Here is a 21,010-nt window from a genome sequence, read left to right on the forward strand (position 1 = left end):
ACTTTGCTTAGATTTCGCGGAACATTGCGATATCAGCACCGTCATGTAGCTCTGTAAGAGTTACTAGCTTATCAACGGCTTCTTGAGCTTGTGCACCTTCAGCTGCGATAGTAATAACTGCACCTTTAACTAGGCCAAGCGTTTGAAGCTTAAATAGGCTCTTAGCACTTGCGCTTTTACCATTTGAAGTTACTGTGATATCAGCATCAAATGATTTTGCGTCTTTAACGAACTGTGCTGCTGGACGAGTGTGTAGGCCGTTTGGTGCAGTGATTTCAACTTGCTTCTGATACATATTTCACCCCGATTTAGATATAGTCGTTATATTAATAATTTGCTTTAATGAGCTATAACCTATGTGATTATAAATCTCAGCATATTGTTCAAGCAGTATAAACTACCTAATAATATGTTGTCTTAGCTTTAATCCATATCAAAGTTTTATGAGAAACTTTTTTTTGAATTAATCAAAATTGACTAATAATTGTCCTTTTATTTTGATGCTAAAAATAAAGCGCATCAGCTTTATAGTAAAGCTGAGAATAAAATGCAACAAAAAAGCCCACAAAGGGCCTTTTTGAGTGTGGATATACCTATATAACATCACAAAATGTGATCACTGTTGGGTTTCTTTTTCTGTGAATATACCTGCAAAAAGTGCAGTTGAGAGGTAACGCTCACCAGAGCTGGGTAAAATAACAACAATATTTTTATTTGCAAATTCTGGTCGAGCAGCAATATTATTTGCAGCAACTACAGCGGCACCTGATGAAATACCCGCCAGAATACCTTCTTCATCCATTAAGCGACGTGCCATTTCAATTGCATCATCAGAACTGACTTGTTCAATTTCATCGATAAGCGCTAAATCAAGATTACCGGGAATAAATCCAGCGCCGATACCTTGAATTTTATGTGGTGCAGGTTGAACGGTATCACCATTTACTGTTTGAGTGATCACTGGCGATTCTGCAGGCTCAACGGCAACAACAGTAATGGCTTTACCTTGTTGTTGTTTAATATAACGGCTAACACCGGTAATCGTACCACCTGTACCGACACCTGATACAAAAACGTCAATCTCGCCATCGGTGGCATCCCAGATTTCAGGGCCGGTTGTTTTTTCATGAATAGCGGGGTTAGCTGGATTATTAAATTGTTGTAGTAGAAGATATTTACTTGGATTTGAGTTGACGATCTCTTCTGCTTTATCAATTGCGCCTTTCATGCCTTTTGCAGCTTCTGTTAATACCAGATTTGCGCCAAGGGCTTTTAATAATTTACGGCGTTCAAGGCTCATGCTTTCTGGCATCGTTAACGTTAATTTATAGCCACGAGCAGCAGCAACAAAAGCAAGTGCGACACCAGTATTACCACTGGTTGGCTCTACAAGTTCAATGCCTTCTTTTAGAAGACCATTCTTCTCTGCTTCCCATACCATATTGGCGCCGATACGGCATTTAACACTAAAGCTAGGGTTACGTGCTTCAATTTTTGCAATCACCTTGCCATTACTGACACGATTAAGACGTACCAGCGGTGTGTTACCAATAGTGAGAGAGTTATCTTCGTATATTTTGCTCATACTTCGTTCCTTCGTGACAAATTAGACTCAATGTTGAATAGATTAAGCATATACCTGTCTCAATATTTGCAAAGTAATTAATTGTTATATCTTATTGTTATTGTGTGATAGTTGCTATCGTTATTTGTTAATTATTTGTATTTTGTTGCGCATTACTGCGATTTAAATAGCACTTTTTTATGAGAACAAATATAAAAAAGGCCAACAGTATAAAGACTATTGGCCTTAAATAAGCAGCTACTTTAATGATCAGTAGCGCTTAAATTGGCTACGATAATGATCAACCCACATTGCTGTTGCGCCACAAACGGCAATTGGCATCACAAATAAATTAATTATAGGTACCATGGTTAATAGCATCACTACAGCACCAAAACTGAGTGCTTGACCTCGCTTTTGTTTTAGCGCATCTCTCATTTCAGGAAACGGCACTTTATGGTTATCAAATGGATAGTCAACATATTGAATTGTCATCATCCAAGCATTGAATAAGAACCATAATATTGGAGCAACAGTTTGGCCAATGGCTGGAATCCACATTAAAATAAGTAATCCAATCGCTTTAGGTAGATAATACTTAAGCTTGGTCCATTCACGGCCCATAGTGCGAGGTAAATCGGTTATCAACGCTTTAAAGCTATCATCAGGTGGTGTTTGTCCTGTGAGTTTAGCTTCTAGATATTCGGCTAATAAACCATTAAATGGAGCTGCTATCCAATTGGCAATTGTACTAAAGAAATATGAAAACGAGACTAAAGCAGCAATCGCTAATAATGGCCATAAAATATAGGACAGCCATTCTAGCCAGCTAGGTAAATAGCTCAACCAATTGTCAATCCAACCACTAAGGTGAGTTAATAATGTTGCAAAAGCGCTACCAAGCAACACCACATTTATCACTAGCGGAATAAGAACAAAGCGGCGCGTACCCGGTTGGAAGGCAAGCTGTAGCCCTTGAAAAAAATAACCAGCACCACTGGTTGTAGAGTTTGTATTATGCTGTTGTGGCATTTGTTTCTCCTGAACAAGCATTTTTTAGCGTTTTACTGTTCATCTGTTTAGATTTCTTTATAGATTTGAATTGTCGAGGTAGGATGGAATCAATTCGTAAAATTGTTGTCACTACGTTGACGATAAATAAAAATGATGAGTAACAATACAAAAATGATTTAAATTTGTACAAAAATTACTAAGCTTACACTATCTTGATGGAATCTCGATATTCATGTTCTCATTGTCAAGTGAGTTTTGGTACAGTAAGTCATTCGGTGAGAAATTCTAACTAGATACTAAGTTTCCTAGTAGATTTTTTTCTATTATTAACCCCGTAAAGGGATAACGAGTTAATTTAGAGTATTCATATGCAGGAATTGCGTCTGGTTCTTATTATTGTTGGTGCGTTAGCAATTGCTGCGCTTCTTTTTCATGGTCTATGGACAAGTAGAAAAGAAAAACCAGCTAAATTCGGTGAGAAGCCACTAAGTAAAATAGATGAAGCAAGTCTTGAAAGTCAAGATGTTGCCCAAGAGAGTGTTAGTGACGTCCGTGTAGTGAATAGTGCACCGGAAGAGACACCAACAAAATCAATTCAACCTGAGGTTATTGAAACTCAGCCAGCACCTAAGCGTAAAGAGCCTGGGTTTAGTTTTGGCGAGCGTCCTCAGTACGATCCATTATTAGGTGAAACTGCGCCTCAACCAGTTAATACGCCGGCTAAAGTAGCTACACATGAGCGTATTGAACCACAGATGAATATTGGAGCTGCGGCTCAGCCAACCGTTGCGGCTCAGCCAACAGCTGCGGCTCAGCCAACAGCTGCGGCTCAGCCAACCGTTGCGGCTCAGCCAACCGTTGCAGCCCAGCCAACCGTTGCGGCTCAGCCAACCGTTGCAGCCCAGCCAACCGTTGCAGCCCAGCCAACCGTTGTGGCTCAGCCAACCGTTGTGGCTCAGCCAACCGTTGCGGCTCAGCCAACCGTTGCGGCTCAGCCAACCGTTGCGGCTCAGCCAACCGTTGCGGCTCAGCCAACCGTTGCGGCTCAGCCAACCGTTGCGGCTCAGCCAACCGTTGCGGCTCAGCCAACCGTTGCGGCTCAGCCAACCGTTGCGGCTCAGCCAACCGTTGCGGCTCAGCCAACCGTTGCGGCTCAGCCAACCGTTGCCGCTCAGCCAACCGTTGCCGCTCAGCCAACAGTGACTACCGAAGCTATCACAACGCCAACACCTATTTTCACGCCTGTCGTTGAAGAAGAGGATAAACCGCAAGATCGTGTTGTAGAGAATGTTGTAACAGAAACTGTTGCCGAGAAAACACCTAAGCCTGAAATTGCGCCAGAGCCTGAACTTGACGATATTGTTGAGCCTGAGATATTACCTGAGCCCGAGCCTTTGCCTCCAAGTTATTTATCTTTGTGTGTGCATGCTCGTAAAGGTAAGGTATTACGTGGTCCATCATTGTTTGCATGTTTAGAGCGTAATGGTTTGATTTTTGGTGAAAACTCAGTGTTTCATCGCCATGCTGATTTAGCTGGTACTGAACCTGTTATCTTCTCTGTAACCAATTTGGTTAATCCAGGTACGTTTCCTGAAACTAATTACCAGCATTTTGAAACGCCAGGTATTGGATTTTTCTTAATGCTACCTTGCCACGGAAAAGCATCAAGTAACTTTAATATGATGCTTCAAACGGCACAGCAAATTGCTGATCAACTTAATGCCGATGTGATGGACCAAGATCGGGTTATGATCACCCCTAATCGTATTGCTGCATACCGAGAAAAATCAGTAAAATATAATCAATGTTAATCCACTAGATTATTATTACTGTTTTAAAATTCAGGCTCCTTCGGGGGCCTGAATTTTATTGCATCTATAGTCATCGCTCTAATGATTTGAAGTCTTGTTATCAGAGTCATTAATCAACATTTTCTTCAGATAGGAATTGAAATGAACACCGACCTTCAGCAACAACTTGCCAGCTTAAAGCAACAACTTGATTATCATGGCCATCGTTATTACGTTGAAGATAACCCTGAGATACCAGATGCTGAATATGATCGTCTGATGCAACAATTATTGGCGATTGAAGCAGAGCATCCGGAGTGGATCAGCAATGATTCTCCAAGCCAACGTGTTGGCGGAGCTGCGCTTGAAGGGTTTACCCAAGTTACCCATGAGATTGCGATGTTGTCATTAGGTAATGCATTTAATGACGATGATTTACGTGATTTTCAAAAGCGGCTTCAAGATCGATTGCGCGACAATAGCAGTATTAGCTATTGCTGTGAGCCTAAATTAGATGGTTTAGCTGTTAGCTTAATGTATGAAAATGGGGTGTTGGTTCAGGCTGCAACCCGTGGCGATGGTGCGACGGGAGAAAATATCACCCATAACGTGCGTACTATTGGTGCGATTCCATTGCGTTTACGTGGCGATGATTGGCCGCAGCGATTAGAAGTGCGCGGTGAAGTGTTCATGCCTAAAAAAGGCTTTGATGAGCTTAATGCTAACGCGTTGAAAAAAGGCCTTAAAACCTTTGCTAATCCACGTAATGCTGCTGCTGGTAGTTTGCGACAACTAGATCCTAAAATTACCGCTACCCGTCCATTAAGCTTCTATGCCTATGCGGTTGGTGTGGTAGAAGGGCGAGAATTAGCTGATACCCAATATCAACGTTTATGTCAGTTAAAGGCATGGGGCTTACCTATGTGCCCTGAGATCCGTTGTGTTGATAGTATTGAGTCGGTAATTGAGTATCATCAAATGATCGGTGCAAAACGCCAATCGTTAGGCTATGAAATTGACGGTGTGGTGATCAAGGTTGATCAACTGGATCTACAATTACAGCTGGGTTTCGTTGCTCGAGCACCACGCTGGGCAATTGCCTATAAGTTTCCAGCCCAAGAAGAAATGACCATTTTAAACAATGTTGAATTTCAGGTTGGACGCACAGGTGCAATCACGCCCGTTGCTAAACTGGAACCAGTATTTGTGGGCGGAGTTACCGTTAGTAATGCGACGTTGCATAATGCTGATGAAGTGTCACGTTTAGGGGTAATGATTGGTGATACCGTTATTATTCGCCGTGCAGGCGATGTAATTCCACAAATTGCAGCTGTGGTTGAATCTCGCCGTCCTGCTAACGCGACTGCGATTGTATTTCCGACTGAGTGTCCAGTGTGCCAGTCTAAAGTTGAGCGAGTTGAAGGTGAAGCTGTTGCGCGTTGTTCTGGCGGTTTATTTTGCCAAGCGCAACGTAAGGAAGCACTAAAGCATTTTGTTTCACGTAAAGCGTTAGATGTTGATGGTTGTGGTGAAAAAGTCATTGAGCAATTAGTTGATCGTGAAATGGTGATGACGCCCGCTGACTTATTTAAGTTCAGTGCTGGCGAGGTAACGGTATTAGAGCGCATGGGGCCTAAATCTGCACAAAAATTAGTAGATGCTTTATCTGCGTCGAAGCAAACCACGTTAGCACGATTTATCTATTCATTAGGCATTCGTGAAGTTGGTGAAGCGACAGCGGCTAATGTGGCCAATTATTTTGAAACTTTAGAGGCAATCAGTCAGGCATCTAAAGATCAATTAATTAAAGTGCCTGATGTTGGTGAGGTGGTTGCTGCACATTTGTTTAATTTCTTCCGTGAACCACATAATACTACGGTTATTGATGATTTATTGGCGCAAGGTATTCATTGGCCAGCAATTGAGAAGCCTCAAGCTGGGGTTGAATTGCCGTTAGAAGGCAAGGTGGTGGTGCTTACGGGGTCGCTATCTCAATTGAGCCGTGGTGATGCAAAAGCGGCATTACAAGCACTTGGTGCTAAAGTAACCGGTAGCGTATCAAAGAAAACTGATTTATTAGTTGCGGGTGAAGCTGCAGGTTCAAAGTTAACCAAAGCCCAAGATCTGAATATTGAAATTTGGGATGAACAGCAGTTGGTTGATTTGATCAACAACGGTTAATAAAAAATTCGAGTTTAGATTGAAGCCTCACACAAGTGAGGCTTTTTTTTGGTCGTTATTTCATCAATATTAATGAGTTGCTAGCGTGAATAAACTTAATTTTTAGTATTTATTTAATGGTGGTAATGAAAAATATTTGTGGTTGACATCCATAGTTTACTATTTATGAAACTGCTAATAGCGCTATATTAGAAATACGACACTGTTCACAATAATAGTTTTGTAATTAACTATCCTGTTGTTTTTTAATGGTATTTTTTTGTTTTCGTGTTGGTTTAGAAAACATATGACATTGATCACGATAGTGCCAAAAGTTTGCACTCAATCATATTTTCACTATTAAAAAGTAAGTTCTTATTGATGTTTTGCGCTGCGAAAGTAGTCTTAATACCGAAGTTACTTAAAGTTCAATTTAAAACGAAAAAATATGAATCAGTTGAAATGATTCGACTGACATATAGGAGATTTACTTGTCACCTTCGGCGGCCAACCTTTCAGGGGCAAGTAAACAGCTAATATCTTTTAGGAGTTATTCCATGGAAAACATGTTCAAACGTACGCTACTTGGCGCTGCAATCGCAACAGCAGCAATGGCTTCAACAGGTGCAAACGCTGCAATCGATCTTATGGATGGTAAGGTTCAGGTTTACGGTCAAGCTGCTGGTGCAATCTTTATCGATGATAATGATAATGGTACTAATACTGCATTTTCTGATATGGAATCACGTATCGGTTTCCGTGGCGTAGTTGAATTTGATAACTTTGCGCCTGATATTGTATGGCAAATTGAATCAGGTAATGCTAACGGTGCTTCTGGCTCTTTTGGTGTACGTGATACATATATTGGTCTTGCATTTGATAATGTTGGTTCAATCAAGTGGGGTCGTCAATTACAAGCTGCTTACAACTATGTTGACTGGCCACACTCAAACCCAGGTTTAGGTAATGTATTTGATTGGAACAACGATATTACTCAAGATGGTAACAACTATCTAGATCGTGCTGATAACACATTACGTTTTGATTCTGTATCTTGGAATGGCGTTGGCGTTCAAGCAACAATCAGTGGCATGGGTGCTGATACTGATGCAATGGTTTCAAGTATTGCAGCAAATTATGCTGGCAGTAACTTTGGTATTCATGCTGGTTACTACCACCGTGGCGACTACACAACTAAGGGTAAAATTGGCGATGCATTTATCAAAGACCCTGCAGATCCAAATGTTGTAATCCCTAACCCTGACTTTGGTAAAGAAACAAATACCAAGTACTACGCAAACTCTTACGCTATCGTCGGTGGTAATGTAGCATTTGGTGACGTAACATTAACAGCAGCTTATAAATACATGATGTCTGACACTGCAACAGGTGATGCAGATCAGAATGCATTCTCTGCAACAGCACAATATGTAGCAGGCGGTACTTGGTTGTACAAAGTTGGTTACGCTGCAACAACTGATGCAGATGTTGATGGTAAAACACTAGATGGTTCTGCTGATACAGCAATTACAGGCCGTATTGGTTACCTATTACCAAGCGCAATTATCTACTCAGATGTTCGTCACTACGACATGGGTAGTAAAGCTGGTGTATCTGCAGAGCAGACTCGTTTCCTACTTGGTATGGAATACTACTTCTAAGTTAAAGACTATCTTTAGTTAGAATTTATAGGTGGGTTTTTATTAACCCACCTTTTTTATTATAGGGAGATTAATTATGAAAAAAGTTGTTATTTTAAGTTCGTTATTAGCGGCAGGTTTTACTTTACCAGCTATGGCTGATGTTAAAGTTGAATTATCTCCTGATCTAACATTACTTGCAGTTAATGGCTCTGAAGATTTTGGTGAAAAATGGTATAGCAATACCAGAGAAGTAAACTTACATGATGGTGATAATCAAGTATTAGTACGTATTGAAAAACTTATACCTCAAGCTGGTGATTGGGCGAAGTTTAATTCAAAACCTATGGTTGTTAGTTTTAATGCGAATAACGAAATAGTTAAATTATCTCCGGCATTTAAGATTGATGGAATTCAAGCACAAAATGCTTTTGAAAAAGCACCAAAACTTGATTTGAGAACGAAGTCTAATCAAGCTGTTAATTTTAATTTTGCAGTGCTTCCTGGCAGTTATTCTGTTCTTACAGGTTACGAAAAAGCATTAGCTGCCTATAACTCAAAGCAAGGCAATTTAGAGTATTTATCAACACCAATCCAATCAGCTTCAGTTCCTGTAACTACAACTGAAACAGTCATTCAGCCTTCAAATCAAAAAGTTATATTTTCATCTGTCCAGTCCGATTTCTTGTCTTTGTCTGATGTAGAACGAAAAAAATTCCTCCAATGGGCAATTATTCAGTAAATGAAAATTATAGGTATACTTACAACTAAAAGTATACCTACACTTCAATTAGTTGAATACGTACTTACCTTTCTTTATCTCGCAAAACATAGCCGGCATAAATTCAATATTACCATTTTGTAGTTGGCACTCAACGAAAGGGCCTGTTGGTGAGCTTTCCGCTTGCAGAGTAAATGGCATCATCAAAAGTGCTCCAGCGCAAAGTCCTAAAATCTTTTTCATCTTTAGTTCCTTTTTTTTGTGAGGTTGATAGCAAATTTACACTCTCATTTTGGTTTAGCTATTGCATTTTCGCAAGTTAAACGATTTATTTTTTATTGTTAAAAAAGTGTAACTCCACATCCGGCTGTTGTTGTTTATCCGTGATCCAACCTCATGAATTAACTTTTACTACCCACATCTTTATTGTTCATTAATGCTAACGTAATAATTATATTGATATTGGCTTGTGAAACAGATCAAAGATTGTAGATCTTGGTTACAGTGCTAAAATACTCCACAATAGATTTAGCACAGTAGTTTTTACTGTGTCATCCATCATTCATAAGGTAATCTCAATGACGGTTAAAACTCGCTTTGCACCAAGCCCAACAGGCTTTTTGCACGTTGGTGGTGCGCGTACAGCATTGTATTCATGGCTATTTGCTAAGCATATGGGTGGCGAATTCGTATTACGTATCGAAGACACTGATATCGAACGTTCAACGCAAGAAGCGATTGATGCGATCATGGAAGGTATGGAATGGTTAGAGTTAAATTGGGATGAAGGTCCTTACTACCAGACTAAGCGTTTTGATCGTTACAATGAAGTGGTTGATCAACTGCTAGCAGAAGACAAAGCTTACAAATGTTACTGCCCTAAAGAATTGCTTGATGAAATTCGTGAAGAGCAAATGGCTGCTGGTGTTAAACCTCGTTACGATGCTAATCATCCAAAAATTATCGCAGCAAATGCAGCGGCAACGGCTGATTCTCCATTTTGTATTCGATTCCGTAACCCAAAAGAAGGCACAGTGATCTTTGATGACAAGATCCGAGGTCATATTGAGATTGCTAACAGTGAGTTGGATGATCTGATTATTCGTCGTACTGATGGTAGCCCAACTTATAACTTCTGTGTTGTGATTGACGATTGGGATATGGGGATCACGCAAGTTGTTCGTGGTGAAGATCATATCAACAATACTCCGCGCCAAATTAATATCTATAAAGCATTAGGTGCACCAGTACCTGAGTTTGCTCACTGTGCAATGATTTTAGGTGATGATGGCGCTAAACTTTCTAAGCGTCATGGCGCTGTTGGTGTAATGCAATACCGTGATGACGGTTTCCTACCTCATGCACTGCTTAACTACCTAGTGCGTTTAGGTTGGTCTCATGGCGACCAAGAAATCTTCTCACTACAAGAGATGATTGATTGCTTTACACTTGAGTCAGTAAGCAAATCAGCATCAGCATTTAATACTGATAAGTTATTATGGCTAAACAACCATTACATCAAAACTGAAGCACCTGAATATGTTGCTAAATACCTGCAATGGCATTTAGATCAAAAGCAGATTTCAATAGAAAATGGTCCAGCAATCACAGAGGTGATCACGCTTGTTGGTGAGCGTTGTAATACGTTGATTGAATTAGCTGAGCAATCACGCTATTTCTACCAAGATTTCAGTGAGTTTGAAGCGGGTGCGGCTAAAAAGCATTTACGTCCAGTAGCTAAAGATGCATTAGCACTAGCACTTGCAAAAGTTGAAGCACTTGATGAGTGGACAACTGAAAACTTACATGCAGTAACGACCCAAGTTTGTGAAGAGCTTGAGTTAGGTATGGGTAAAGTTGGTATGCCATTACGTGTTGCTGTTACAGGTCAAGGCCAGTCACCATCAGTTGATGCAGTAATGCAATTGATCGGTAAAGAGCGTGTTGTTGCTCGTATTAAAATGGCATTAGATTATATTGCTGCGCGTGAAGCTAACGCGTAACTTTTAGTTGATTTCAAATAAATACCAAACGGAAATATCATTGATGTTTCCGTTTTTTTATAGCTAACGTAAACCGTATCACATTTTTAGCACTACAATAGTGACATTATCTTAATATATCAATATCATAGTTAAACATTTTGGGGCTATAGCTCAGCTGGGAGAGCGCTTCGCTGGCAGCGAAGAGGTCATCGGTTCGATCCCGTTTAGCTCCACCAAATTTAAAACCTCGTCGGTTAACGCTGACGAGGTTTTTTGCATTTGTTAGTAATTAAAAACGCGCATTGATGATTGGGAAGACAGGTACATTTTTACTGACGAAAGTGCCTGATTTGTCATAGTTAATTAAGCCAATTTGCACACCTTTATTAATATGATCGGTAGCATTGACTAAACCAAACTGAAGTCCATTTAAAGAGCCTGCATAGTTAAAGGTACCAAATTGGGCACCGGTGAAATTATTGCCAGTGTAGTTAACTAAACCAAAGTCTGCACCGATAGCATTACCTTCGTTCCAGTTAGCTAAACCAAACTCTAAGCCTTTCATGTTTGATGTGGTGTGGTTAACACCAAAAGCTAAACCAAGGTTAAGACCAGTAAAGTTATCAATTGTTGATAAACCCAGTAGTGAGAAGTTCACCCCTGTGACTTGGCTTGTTTGCCCATAAAGTAGGTTTAAACGTGCGCCTGAAACATTGCCTGCAGGTAAATTAACGCCAGGTAGTGAAAGTTGAACAGGAGTTTCTGCTATAGCCATTGGCGATAAAATTGCTGTTGTTAAGGCGAGAGTTATTAGGCTTAATTTCATATAATATTCCAAGGATATTTGTTGTTAATATTTTAAAAAAGCTTATATCAAATATAAGTATATACATATAAATATTCTAATTAAAAAAATGGAAATAAGCTTTTAAAATTGACAGGATAATTACAATAGAACTATCGTTGATTTATTTTATATTATTAATATAAGTAAAAGTATTATTAACTATTAAATGTAATATAATTACTATAAGCAATTCTTATTATTAATGCATATATTTCTTTTATGTAAGGCTTTAATAAACATAAATTACCCGCACAAAATATTCACCGTGTGAATTTTATTTGTATTGTGTATGTGTTAAATGTTGGTTGTTGGTTTTTTTAACACTTAAATGGCTTTTTTTATTTTAATATTCTTTTTGATCTTAATTTATTGTTAGTGCTTGCTTACTGTTATCTATTTGTTTTAAATGATTTTTATTTTTTTATGTTACAATTTTGGGTTAATTCAAAAGTTTTAAATGGTGTTGGTTTATTATTTTCTTTACTGTAGATATGTTTAAAAACAATTGTATGAATGGAAATTAATTAACCATTAAACATTTATTGGTTAATGAATTTTATTATTTAATGTAATTGTCAATTAAGTGCCATATATATATTCGTGATTTCGATGGTTTTTTATATGGTCACAAATAGATTTAACACGGAAAAAATAAAGATGAGAGTAAGATAAAGCAAATGAGGGGCTGTAACCTTAGGGCGGTAGCGTATTTAATCATTAGTATATATCTTATTTATTTGTCGATATGACAGCTCATTAATCAAGTAAGTATTACCCTAGGGCACAGCTAACTGTCGCTATTATTTACTCAAAAAATTTTAAATTTCCTTTTAGTTAACCATATCGGATTGAAACCATTCATGACTGCCATTAGTAATAAAAAAGTAAGACCCTCTTCGACAGCGAATGAAGAAATCGACTTAGGTAAAATTTTTGGTGTGTTGCGAGATAGTAAAAAATCTATTCTTGCTATTACATTTGTCTTTACTTTATTAGGTCTGATTTATTCTGTTTTTGCTGCTCCTATTTATAGATCTGATGTATTGATTCAAGTTGATTCTAAAGCTGATGGTTCTCCTACATTTGGAGAGGCAATGGCAACAGAGTTCTCTACTGAATCATCAGCAGTTACTGAAATGGAGTTAATTAAATCTCGTCGAGTTATTGGTAAAGCTGTCGACAAGTTAAACTTAACAACATCTGTCGCACCTGATTACCTACCAATTATTGGTAAAGGACTTGCACGTTTAACACATAGCGAAAGTAGTGCAACAGTTGCGCATTTTACTATGCCAAAAGATGCAGAACATAATATTTATCAGTTGAAAATTACTAATGTTGATACTGGTGAGTTTGTCGTTACTGATGAAGATAATCGTAATATCAAGCTAAAGGGCTTTGTTGGACAACCGATTAAAGAGCAAGGTTACAGTTTATTAGTAACAGCATTAGTAGGTGCTAATAATGATACCTTTACTGTGAAAAAGCTGCCTCGCTTTGATGTTATTGCTTATTACCAAAAATCGTTAGCAGTGGCAGAAGAAGGTAAAGATACTGGTATCATTGAGGTGTCATTAAAAGGTCAGAATCGACTAAAGACTCAAGACATTCTGAATAGTATCAGTGAAAGTTACTATAAAATGAATGCTGATCGTGCAGCAGCAAGTGCAGATAAGAGCTTAGAGTTTTTAAATGCTCGTCTACCTAAAATTAAAGCAGAATTAACCTCTGCTGAAGATAAGCTCAATAAGTATCGTGAAGCTAATCAATCAGTTAATATGGAATTGCAAGCGAAGTCATCGCTTGATGAGTTAGTTGCTTTAAATGGTCAAATTAATCAATTAAGCTTCCAAGAAGCTGATATTTCACGTAGCTATACCAAAGAGAATCCACTTTACAAAACATTAATTGCAAAACGTAATGATTTACTGGCTCAAAAAACACGCTTAACGCGCAAAATTGATCAAATGCCAGAAACACAACGTGAAATTATTCGTTTAACGCGTCATGTCGATGTTAGCCAACAAACATACATGCAAATTCTGAACAAGATTCAGGAGCTTGATATTGTTAAGGCGAGCAGTTCTGCTAGCGTGCAAATCATTGATACCGCTTCTAGCAGTGTTAAGCCTGTTGCACCTAACCGTATTATGTTAGTTATTGCTCCTGCAATTCTAGGTTTAATTTTAGGTGCATTAATCGCTTTATTCCGCGTTATTTTAAATAATACCGTTGTTGATCCGCAGCAGTTAAAAGCACTTGGTTTACCGGTATTTACTTCAGTACCAAAAACACCAAAAGCAAAGAAAGTATCAAATGCTATTTTGGCTGAAATTGAACCAAATGATATTTCTGTTGAATCACTACGTACATTGCGTAATCGTCTATTATTAGCAATGGATAACACGAATAATAATACTGCGTTAATAACTAGTGCAACGTCAGTAACCAAATCAGGTAAAACCTTCGTTGTTACAAACGTTGCAGCATTGATGGCTGAAGCGGGTAAGCGAGTGCTAATTATTGATGCTGATATGCGCAAAGGTAAAATTGCATCAGTACTTAATGGACAGCAAGCAAATGGTTTATCTGAGCTACTGAGCGGTAAAAGTGATATCAAAACAGTAGTAAAAGCATCAAAGGTCACTAATTTAGATTATATTTCTAGTGGCGAGAATGCACATTCGCCTGCTGAGTTATTGATGCACAATCAATTTAAGACATTGTTAGCATGGGCTGCTGAGCATTACGATGTTGTGATTGTAAATACTCCACCAATATTAGCTGTTGTTGACGCTGCAATTGTAGGTGCTGCTGTTGGTACAACTGTCATGGTTGGTTGTTATGGTGCTGATAAACTTAAAGATATCGAACAAGCAAAACAAAAGTTTGAAGATAATGGCGTTGAGATTAATGGTTTTGTTTTGAATAATATCGTTAAGAAAACAAGTAACGAAGCTATCTTTAAGAAATACTGATACGTTAGCTAAAAGAATAATTATGGCAAGCTCATTGCCATAATTATCATTCCCCTTTTATATGATGAAATAAGCAATGAGAAAAATAATTAATTTAATTTGCAGCAAAAGTAAATTGGCTCATGATTTAAGGTTCAAATTTAGCTTTATACGCAAAACTGGATATATACCATCATTTAAAAACCCTAAAACGTTTAATGAGAAAATAAATTACCGCAAGAATAATCATAAGAATGAATTATTTAGCATCTGCGCTGATAAGATAAAATCAAAAGAGTATGTGGCTGAAAAATTATCTGAAGATTATATTATCGAAAATTATTATGTTGGTGACAATATAACAGTTGAAAAGATAAAAGAAATTCTAGTAGATAAAGGTGATTTATTACTGAAAGCGAATCATAATTCTGGTCCAGTATATCTAATTGATGTTAATGCAACAGATGATGAGATTAAACGTAAAGTAGATGATGTAAATAATCAGCTTAAAAAAGATTACGGTAAACAGTTAAATGAACCTTGGTACAGTGAAATAAAGCCAAGAGTTTTAGTTGAAAAACGATTATTACCTCAAGCTGGTGAGACTGATATTCGTGATTATAAATTCCATACATTTAAGCAAAATGATGGCAGCTTTAAAGTTGTATTACAGGTTGATTTTGAAAGAAATGATAACTATACCCGCTCATTTTTTGACGAAGAATTAAATTGGTTACCATTCCATTCAGATATCGCTGCTTGTATTAAAACATCAATCGAAAAACCTAAAAATTACGAAGAAATGCTTGCCGCTGCAAAAGTACTTGCTGAACCATTTAGTTATTCTCGTGTTGATTTTTATAATGTTGATGGTGCTATTTATTTTGGTGAATTAACGTTTGCACATGGTAGTGGCCGAGGAGCTTTCTGCCATAAAGTTTATGATTTATGGCTAGGACGTCTATGGCAAGGTGATCCATCATACTAAGGCTTATAGTTAATAAATATAAAGTTAAAATAACGAAGTTGTTTTTTTGTTATATTTTTAATTGTAAATATAAATAATATATGATCATGTTAAGTTATTGATATGGTCATATATTATGCCAGTTAACTTTATACTGTGATTAAATAAATATGATGACAAATACTAAAATAAGCCAAGTTGTGTTTTGGTTATCTGTCGCAATTGTTTCCATTGGTTTTATGGAAAATATTGAGGCATTAAGATATGACCTGATGGTTCCTTTATTAGGAATTGGATGGGTGCTACACTTTTTGGATACTAATAACAAAATTGATAGTCAAAGTACGAAGTCATTTATTTGGATATCATTACTTGTAGCACTTATTGCTTTACCTTCAGTTTTTAAAATATATCCGCATATGCATAACTTAGTAAAATACACTTACTATAGTTTTGTTGTTGGTATGATGGTGAAGATATTTTCTGCTTACAGTACCTTCGTTTTTCTTAAAGGAGACATTAATAAATTAGAAAAAATGATCAAATATGTAATCATTTTTAATTTATCAATGTTTTTTCTGCAATTTATCGTCGTCTTCCCTACAGGATATTATATTGACCCATTAAGAGCTATAACGGGTGAGCCATCACGTTATGGTGGTGGTATGGTTATTCCTGTTATTGGTCAAGTTTATCGTTGTACTGGTTTTTTTGAAGAACCGTCAACTTATGCTGGATTTATTGTTGTTCTTTTAGCGTCTAAACTTTATCTAAATCCAAAAGTTGATAAGTTAGTTATCGTTGCTGCAATCTCAATCATTATGTCATTCTCGGTGGCTGCGATTGCTTATGGTCTTATCATTATTGGTTACTTCTTACTTAGAAGTAAGGGCAGTTACTTAAAGTATATTTTATTTTTATTGTCGCCATTATTGGTTGCTGCAGTGATAGGTATTGCTCTTGAACGTTTAACCTCCCAAGGCGGTAATGCTCAAGATATACGTGATAATCTCAATGCAATGGTTTTTGCTCAGCAGCTACCGATTTTGATTTTTGGTAATGGTGCACTGGGTATTATGCCTGCCGCAGCCGGGGTAATGAATAGCACTGGTGCTATTTATCGACTCGGTATCGCGTCACTTAATGATAATGGTATGTGGTTGTTCTTTATCATTAAATTTGGTTATGTTGGACTTGCTATTATTGGGTCTTATTTATTTATAAAAACCAAATCGACGCTAAATAGAATTATTTTATTTGTTATATTTCTAACTAAATTAAGTTTTTTATACTTTGGTTTTGTATTTTATTTCTTCTTGGTATTCAACAACAAACCAGTATTGGAATCTGATAGTGAAGATGAAGATGAAGATGAAGATGAAGATGAAGATGAAGATGAAGACACTAACGATGAAGGCAATCATAAAAATGTCGATTAAACAAAGGAATCAATTCTTGTGAATATTCGAGAGTTCAAAGCTTTCTTTTGGAGCTTTGTTGATGGTGTTGGCTCTCAGGGTAGTCAATTAATCATTACAATTCTGTTAGCACGGTTACTTACACCTGCTGATTTTGGTGTTATTGGTTTAATTTCAGTTGTTGTCTATTTATCTAATGTAATTGGTAATGGTGGTTTAAATAGTAGTTTAATTCGTAAAGCTAAAGCAACTGCTGATGATTTTACATCAGTATTTGTATTTAACATTACGCTCGGTATTTTACTTTATGCGATTATCTTTTTCTCTTCTGGATTCTTAGCGCATTTTTTAAATTTACCACAAGCTGAAATATATCTAAAAGTCTACGCGTTAAGTATTATCTTTACTGCTTTTGAGCAAATCCAGCGAGTAACATTAACTTTAGATCTTAACTTTAGAACACAGGCTAAAATTACATTATTCTCTGTGATTTTCAGTGGTATTGTTGCGTTATTATTAGCTCATAATGGCTTTGGCGTTTGGGCACTAATTATTCAAACAGTGGTTTTATCGTCAGTAAGATGTGTCATCTTTTGGTGTGTGATTCGTTGGAGACCAACAGGACATTTTAAAATGTCATTATTGCTAGAGCATTTAAACTTTGGTTATAAATTGCTACTTGGTAATATTGTTGATGTTGCATACCGCTATATGTTTAATTTAGGCATTGGTAAGTTTTATTCTGTTACTGATTTAGGTTTTTATAATCAAGCTACTAAATTGACAGAAGTACCATCGATGACAATAACATCGGTTGTTCGACGTGTTAATTATCCCATTATTAGTAAGTTAAGAAACAATGGGAAATGCTATTTCGGTAATTTGATTAATATTGCATCTTATATTGTAAGTGTTTATTTACCAGTATCTATATGGTTGTCATTTAACTCTCATGACATCATTTTAAAATTACTAGGTGAACGTTGGGTTGGTGCGAGTTTATTCTTATCAATATTATCTATTGCTTTCTTTGTTGTACCATTATCGAATTTGTTTGGTAATATACTATCAGTAGAAGGACGTAGTGATTTATATTTAAAAATAAGATTATCAGTTAAAGTAATTCTTGGCGTTATATTTGTTTTAATTCATTCTTATGGCATTCATGTCGTTTTATACTTCATGGTTTTTGCAACCGTATTTGAATGGTTTGTTAATATCGTAATCTCTCATAAATATTTTAAATTTCCAGTTTTAAAATATTTTAAGAGGTTAGTTTTAATTATGGTACCAATCGTAATTTCAAGTTTTTTAGTTAACTATTATATTAATATCGACTCAATTGTTATGGGACTAGCTGTGAAATTGGTGTTAAGTATGATAGTTCCTGCTGGAATATTATTGTTGTTATCAAAAGAGAAAGTTTAATTACTTGCGATATTAATTATTTTTATTATTTGAACTGGTTTTATTATGACACAAAAAAGTATAGATTTATTTATTGATGCAATAAGGAAAGGCGGCGCTGAACGTGTTTGTGTGAATTATGCAAATTATTTAGCTGACAATAATTATAAAGTACGAATTGTTCTTTTTAGAGAGTATGAAGATTCTTACATTAATCTTTTAGATGACAGAATTGAATTGGTTTATCTGAATTGCCATAATGCATCTACAATGCTTAAAAAAATAAAAGCAACCAACTTTGAATTTGCTAGTACAGTAATTACATTTAATCATCAAATATCGATTGCATTATGGTTTTATCGTCGATTTATCAATAAAACTAAATTTAAGTTAATTGCTCGTAATGTGAATTATCTTAGTCGAGATTTGCATATTCGTAAAAATTCGATCAAGAAATTCGTTACAATCCTATTAACAAAATTAGTTTATAGAAATATTGATTATTATATTGCTCAATGTAACGATATGAAAGATGACATGGTAAGTTATCTTTCTATTCCAGAGAACAAGATAACGGTTATATATAACCCTGTATCGACAAGTATTTTTAAACAACCTAATGTTGAAAAAGATATTGATCTATTATTTGTTGGTCGTATAAAAAAGCAAAAGGGCCTTGATTATCTTGCAAGTGTGATTGATCTTGTCTCACAGAAGAGAAAAATTAAAGTAACTATTATTGGTACCGGTGATCTTGAAACAGAACTTCAGCATAATTTAGATGATATTAAACAGCGTAATAATGTTGAAATTGAACGTATTTTAGCAACGGATGATGTTAATAATTATTATAACCGTTCTCGTATTACGATTTTAACCTCTTTATATGAGGGGTTCCCTAATGTTTTAGCTGAGTCATTAACAGCAGGAACACCTGTTGTTTCTTTTGACTGTCCAAGCGGTCCCGCTGAAATTATCGAGAATGGTGTAAATGGTTATTTAGTACCGTGCTTTGATTGTAATGAATTTTCACAAAAAGTTATCTCACTTCTAGATGATAATCAACTGTCTGATATTAGATACTTTAATAGTGATAAGAGCTTTAATTTGCTTGAACAAGTTATAAAAGACTAACTCCATATTCATATTAAGACATTATATAAATATAATCTTAAACTAAATGAGAATAACATGAAGAAAGTTGTAATATTTGAGTTTTTTACAGGCAATATCGCAGGTGCACAAAAAGTAACATTAAATATCATTCCGATGTTGAAGAAGAAATATGATGTTGTTATCTTTCAGCGTCTAAATAATACTTTGTATAGTGATACTGTAAAAGAATTTGGTGACACAAAAAAAATCCCATGTGAATCGTTGTTTACTAAGGTTTTTGGAACTGGTCGATTTGAGGGAACTAAAAAAACGCTAATGGATAAAATTTATTTTATCCTTAATGTTTTATTCTTTAATGTGTTTTCTCTTTTCCATGTAATTAAAGAAAAGCCTGATTATACGTATACATACGATCCTCGTGGTTTTGTATTATCTTGTTTATTACTTAAGTTGACTAAAACTAAAGTTATTTGGCATCTGCATAGTAAGTTAAGTTGTTCTGATAAAGTATCTAAAATAATGATGTCTTTTGTTGATGAAATTATTGTTCCATCGCAAAATATCAAAGACTCGTTGCCAGCAGATGATAAGGTAAAGGTTATTTATAATGGCTTTGATCTTAAGCGTGAAATAGCAAAAAATCCAGTTGCTGATGAGCTGAACTTATCATTCGTTGGCAGCTTAGTTGCTCATAAAGGACTTCATAATATATTATTAGCTTTAAAAGATATTAACCATTCCAATGTTAAACTTCACGTTTATGGTTCATATGCTCATTCTAATCCTTTACTAAATTATGAAGACTATATAAGTAGTATTATTTCTGAAAATGCACTACAAGATAAAGTTATATTTCATGGTTGGTGTTCAAATGTTATACCTGAAATAATGAAGTCTGATTTATTAATTTTCCCATCAGTGATAAACCAAACATTATCATTTAAAGGGGAATCAATGAATGTTAATTCTAGTGAAGCATTACCAACAATTGTAATTGAAGCACTTAGTGTTGAAACACCTGTTGTTGCGGTAAATACCCCTGGAATTTCAGAGATTGTAGTTGAAAAATCAGATGGTATTATTATTGATGAGTCAGAACCTTCATTAATTGCTAATGCAGTTAATGAGATTATTTCTAATCAAGAATCTTATCATCCTGATAGTCAATTAATTATTAATAAATTTAGTTTAGAAGAAATGCAACAACATATATATAACACGTTTAAGTAATCGTACTTATCTTGGCTAAGTATAATATTAGCTAGCTATTGAATTAATTATAATAATCACTGCACTTTAATATAAGCAGTAATAATTCAATAGTGTGTAGGTAGCATGGTTTTATTTATTATGTTTAATCAGTATAAAGAGGGAGTTTAAGTGCTGATTGTTTTTTAATCATATATGACTTTATTATTTGCGTT

Annotated in this window: 16 protein-coding genes, 1 tRNA gene and 1 pseudogene; 13 read left to right on the forward strand and 5 right to left on the reverse strand. The window is 36.0% G+C overall.

All coding sequences use genetic code 11. From position 1 onward, the window contains the following. Nucleotides 1-7 precede the first annotated feature (7 nt). The 3 genes from PAND9192_RS00340 to cysZ all read right to left on the reverse strand — a co-directional run bounded on the left by PAND9192_RS00340 (nt 8) and on the right by cysZ (nt 2,596). Complete coding sequence (locus PAND9192_RS00340) at nt 8-295, reverse strand: HPr family phosphocarrier protein (protein ID WP_060999557.1); 288 nt, start codon at nt 293-295, stop codon at nt 8-10. Nucleotides 296-616: 321 nt separating this feature from the next. After that, nucleotides 617-1,585 carry a cysteine synthase A gene (gene cysK, locus PAND9192_RS00345; protein WP_087844130.1) on the reverse strand — a complete coding sequence of 323 codons (969 nt, stop codon included), beginning with the start codon at nt 1,583-1,585 and terminating at the stop codon, nt 617-619. A 249-nt stretch (nt 1,586-1,834) separates the two neighbouring features. Then, the gene (cysZ, locus tag PAND9192_RS00350; protein ID WP_087852086.1) at nt 1,835-2,596 is read right to left on the reverse strand and encodes a sulfate transporter CysZ; all 762 of its coding nucleotides are present in this window, start codon (nt 2,594-2,596) and stop codon (nt 1,835-1,837) included. Between the two features lie 350 nt (nt 2,597-2,946). Here cysZ and PAND9192_RS20960 point away from each other — a divergent pair. The 5 genes and pseudogenes from PAND9192_RS20960 to PAND9192_RS00370 form a co-directional block, all read left to right on the forward strand. Next, a pseudogene (locus PAND9192_RS20960) lies at nt 2,947-3,073 on the forward strand (cell division protein ZipA); the annotation flags it as partial. Between the two features lie 260 nt (nt 3,074-3,333). Then, entirely contained in the window at nt 3,334-4,389 is a 1,056-nt protein-coding gene (zipA, locus tag PAND9192_RS00355) for a cell division protein ZipA (RefSeq protein WP_442439540.1), read from the forward strand. Between the two features lie 141 nt (nt 4,390-4,530). Further along, a complete protein-coding gene (gene ligA / locus PAND9192_RS00360) occupies nt 4,531-6,549 on the forward strand; it encodes an NAD-dependent DNA ligase LigA (protein WP_087852088.1) in 2,019 nt (672 codons plus the stop codon). Nucleotides 6,550-7,085: 536 nt separating this feature from the next. Next, complete coding sequence (locus PAND9192_RS00365; protein ID WP_087852089.1) at nt 7,086-8,189, forward strand: porin; 1,104 nt, start codon at nt 7,086-7,088, stop codon at nt 8,187-8,189. Between the two features lie 76 nt (nt 8,190-8,265). Further along, on the forward strand, nt 8,266-8,910 hold the full coding sequence (locus tag PAND9192_RS00370) for a DUF2057 family protein (RefSeq protein ID WP_087852090.1): 645 nt from the start codon (nt 8,266-8,268) through the stop codon (nt 8,908-8,910). 48 nt (nt 8,911-8,958) lie between these two features. Here PAND9192_RS00370 and PAND9192_RS20610 read toward each other — a convergent pair whose 3' ends face one another. Further along, nucleotides 8,959-9,132, reverse strand: a complete 174-nt coding sequence (locus PAND9192_RS20610; RefSeq protein WP_159458191.1) for a hypothetical protein — start codon at nt 9,130-9,132, stop codon at nt 8,959-8,961. A gap of 335 nt (nt 9,133-9,467) precedes the next feature. Here PAND9192_RS20610 and gltX point away from each other — a divergent pair, with 335 nt between their 5' ends. Together gltX and PAND9192_RS00380 are read left to right on the forward strand one after the other, a co-directional pair. Then, entirely contained in the window at nt 9,468-10,892 is a 1,425-nt protein-coding gene (gltX, locus tag PAND9192_RS00375) for a glutamate--tRNA ligase (protein WP_087852091.1), read from the forward strand. 142 nt (nt 10,893-11,034) lie between these two features. After that, a tRNA-Ala gene (locus PAND9192_RS00380) sits at nt 11,035-11,110 on the forward strand. Nucleotides 11,111-11,163: 53 nt separating this feature from the next. Here the strand turns inward: PAND9192_RS00380 and PAND9192_RS00385 are convergent. Beyond that, entirely contained in the window at nt 11,164-11,700 is a 537-nt protein-coding gene (locus tag PAND9192_RS00385; RefSeq protein WP_087852092.1) for an LA_2272 family surface repeat-containing protein, read from the reverse strand. Nucleotides 11,701-12,581: 881 nt separating this feature from the next. Between PAND9192_RS00385 and PAND9192_RS00390 the strand changes: the two genes are divergently transcribed. From PAND9192_RS00390 to PAND9192_RS00415, 6 genes are all read left to right on the forward strand, one after another. Then, on the forward strand, nt 12,582-14,699 hold the full coding sequence (locus tag PAND9192_RS00390) for a polysaccharide biosynthesis tyrosine autokinase (RefSeq protein ID WP_087852093.1): 2,118 nt from the start codon (nt 12,582-12,584) through the stop codon (nt 14,697-14,699). A gap of 76 nt (nt 14,700-14,775) precedes the next feature. After that, on the forward strand, nt 14,776-15,666 hold the full coding sequence (locus PAND9192_RS00395) for an ATP-grasp fold amidoligase family protein (RefSeq protein WP_087852094.1): 891 nt from the start codon (nt 14,776-14,778) through the stop codon (nt 15,664-15,666). 149 nt (nt 15,667-15,815) lie between these two features. Next, the gene (locus PAND9192_RS00400) at nt 15,816-17,084 is read left to right on the forward strand and encodes a hypothetical protein (RefSeq protein ID WP_087852095.1); all 1,269 of its coding nucleotides are present in this window, start codon (nt 15,816-15,818) and stop codon (nt 17,082-17,084) included. An 18-nt stretch (nt 17,085-17,102) separates the two neighbouring features. Further along, the gene (locus PAND9192_RS00405) at nt 17,103-18,491 is read left to right on the forward strand and encodes a lipopolysaccharide biosynthesis protein (RefSeq protein WP_159458192.1); all 1,389 of its coding nucleotides are present in this window, start codon (nt 17,103-17,105) and stop codon (nt 18,489-18,491) included. Nucleotides 18,492-18,536: 45 nt separating this feature from the next. Continuing rightward, nucleotides 18,537-19,604 carry a glycosyltransferase gene (locus tag PAND9192_RS00410; protein WP_087852097.1) on the forward strand — a complete coding sequence of 356 codons (1,068 nt, stop codon included), beginning with the start codon at nt 18,537-18,539 and terminating at the stop codon, nt 19,602-19,604. 57 nt (nt 19,605-19,661) lie between these two features. Beyond that, nucleotides 19,662-20,816, forward strand: a complete 1,155-nt coding sequence (locus PAND9192_RS00415) for a glycosyltransferase family 4 protein (protein ID WP_087852098.1) — start codon at nt 19,662-19,664, stop codon at nt 20,814-20,816. The last annotated feature ends 194 nt before the right edge of the window (nt 20,817-21,010 follow it).

The sequence above is a fragment of the Photobacterium andalusiense genome (assembly GCF_900185625.1).
Classification (GTDB): Bacteria; Pseudomonadota; Gammaproteobacteria; order Enterobacterales; family Vibrionaceae; genus Photobacterium; species Photobacterium aquimaris.

Excerpts from the sequence above, each read along its gene's own strand:
- PAND9192_RS00340 (WP_060999557.1), bottom strand. The coding sequence starts at position 295 with ATGTATCAGAAGCAAGTTGAAATCACTGCACCAAACGGCCTACACACT.
- cysK (WP_087844130.1), bottom strand. The coding sequence starts at position 1,585 with ATGAGCAAAATATACGAAGATAACTCTCTCACTATTGGTAACACACCG.
- cysZ (WP_087852086.1), bottom strand. The coding sequence starts at position 2,596 with ATGCCACAACAGCATAATACAAACTCTACAACCAGTGGTGCTGGTTAT.
- zipA (WP_442439540.1), top strand. The coding sequence starts at position 3,334 with ATGAATATTGGAGCTGCGGCTCAGCCAACCGTTGCGGCTCAGCCAACA.
- ligA (WP_087852088.1), top strand. The coding sequence starts at position 4,531 with ATGAACACCGACCTTCAGCAACAACTTGCCAGCTTAAAGCAACAACTT.
- PAND9192_RS00365 (WP_087852089.1), top strand. The coding sequence starts at position 7,086 with ATGGAAAACATGTTCAAACGTACGCTACTTGGCGCTGCAATCGCAACA.
- PAND9192_RS00370 (WP_087852090.1), top strand. The coding sequence starts at position 8,266 with ATGAAAAAAGTTGTTATTTTAAGTTCGTTATTAGCGGCAGGTTTTACT.
- PAND9192_RS20610 (WP_159458191.1), bottom strand. The coding sequence starts at position 9,132 with ATGAAAAAGATTTTAGGACTTTGCGCTGGAGCACTTTTGATGATGCCA.
- gltX (WP_087852091.1), top strand. The coding sequence starts at position 9,468 with ATGACGGTTAAAACTCGCTTTGCACCAAGCCCAACAGGCTTTTTGCAC.
- PAND9192_RS00385 (WP_087852092.1), bottom strand. The coding sequence starts at position 11,700 with ATGAAATTAAGCCTAATAACTCTCGCCTTAACAACAGCAATTTTATCG.
- PAND9192_RS00390 (WP_087852093.1), top strand. The coding sequence starts at position 12,582 with ATGACTGCCATTAGTAATAAAAAAGTAAGACCCTCTTCGACAGCGAAT.
- PAND9192_RS00395 (WP_087852094.1), top strand. The coding sequence starts at position 14,776 with ATGAGAAAAATAATTAATTTAATTTGCAGCAAAAGTAAATTGGCTCAT.
- PAND9192_RS00400 (WP_087852095.1), top strand. The coding sequence starts at position 15,816 with ATGATGACAAATACTAAAATAAGCCAAGTTGTGTTTTGGTTATCTGTC.
- PAND9192_RS00410 (WP_087852097.1), top strand. The coding sequence starts at position 18,537 with ATGACACAAAAAAGTATAGATTTATTTATTGATGCAATAAGGAAAGGC.
- PAND9192_RS00415 (WP_087852098.1), top strand. The coding sequence starts at position 19,662 with ATGAAGAAAGTTGTAATATTTGAGTTTTTTACAGGCAATATCGCAGGT.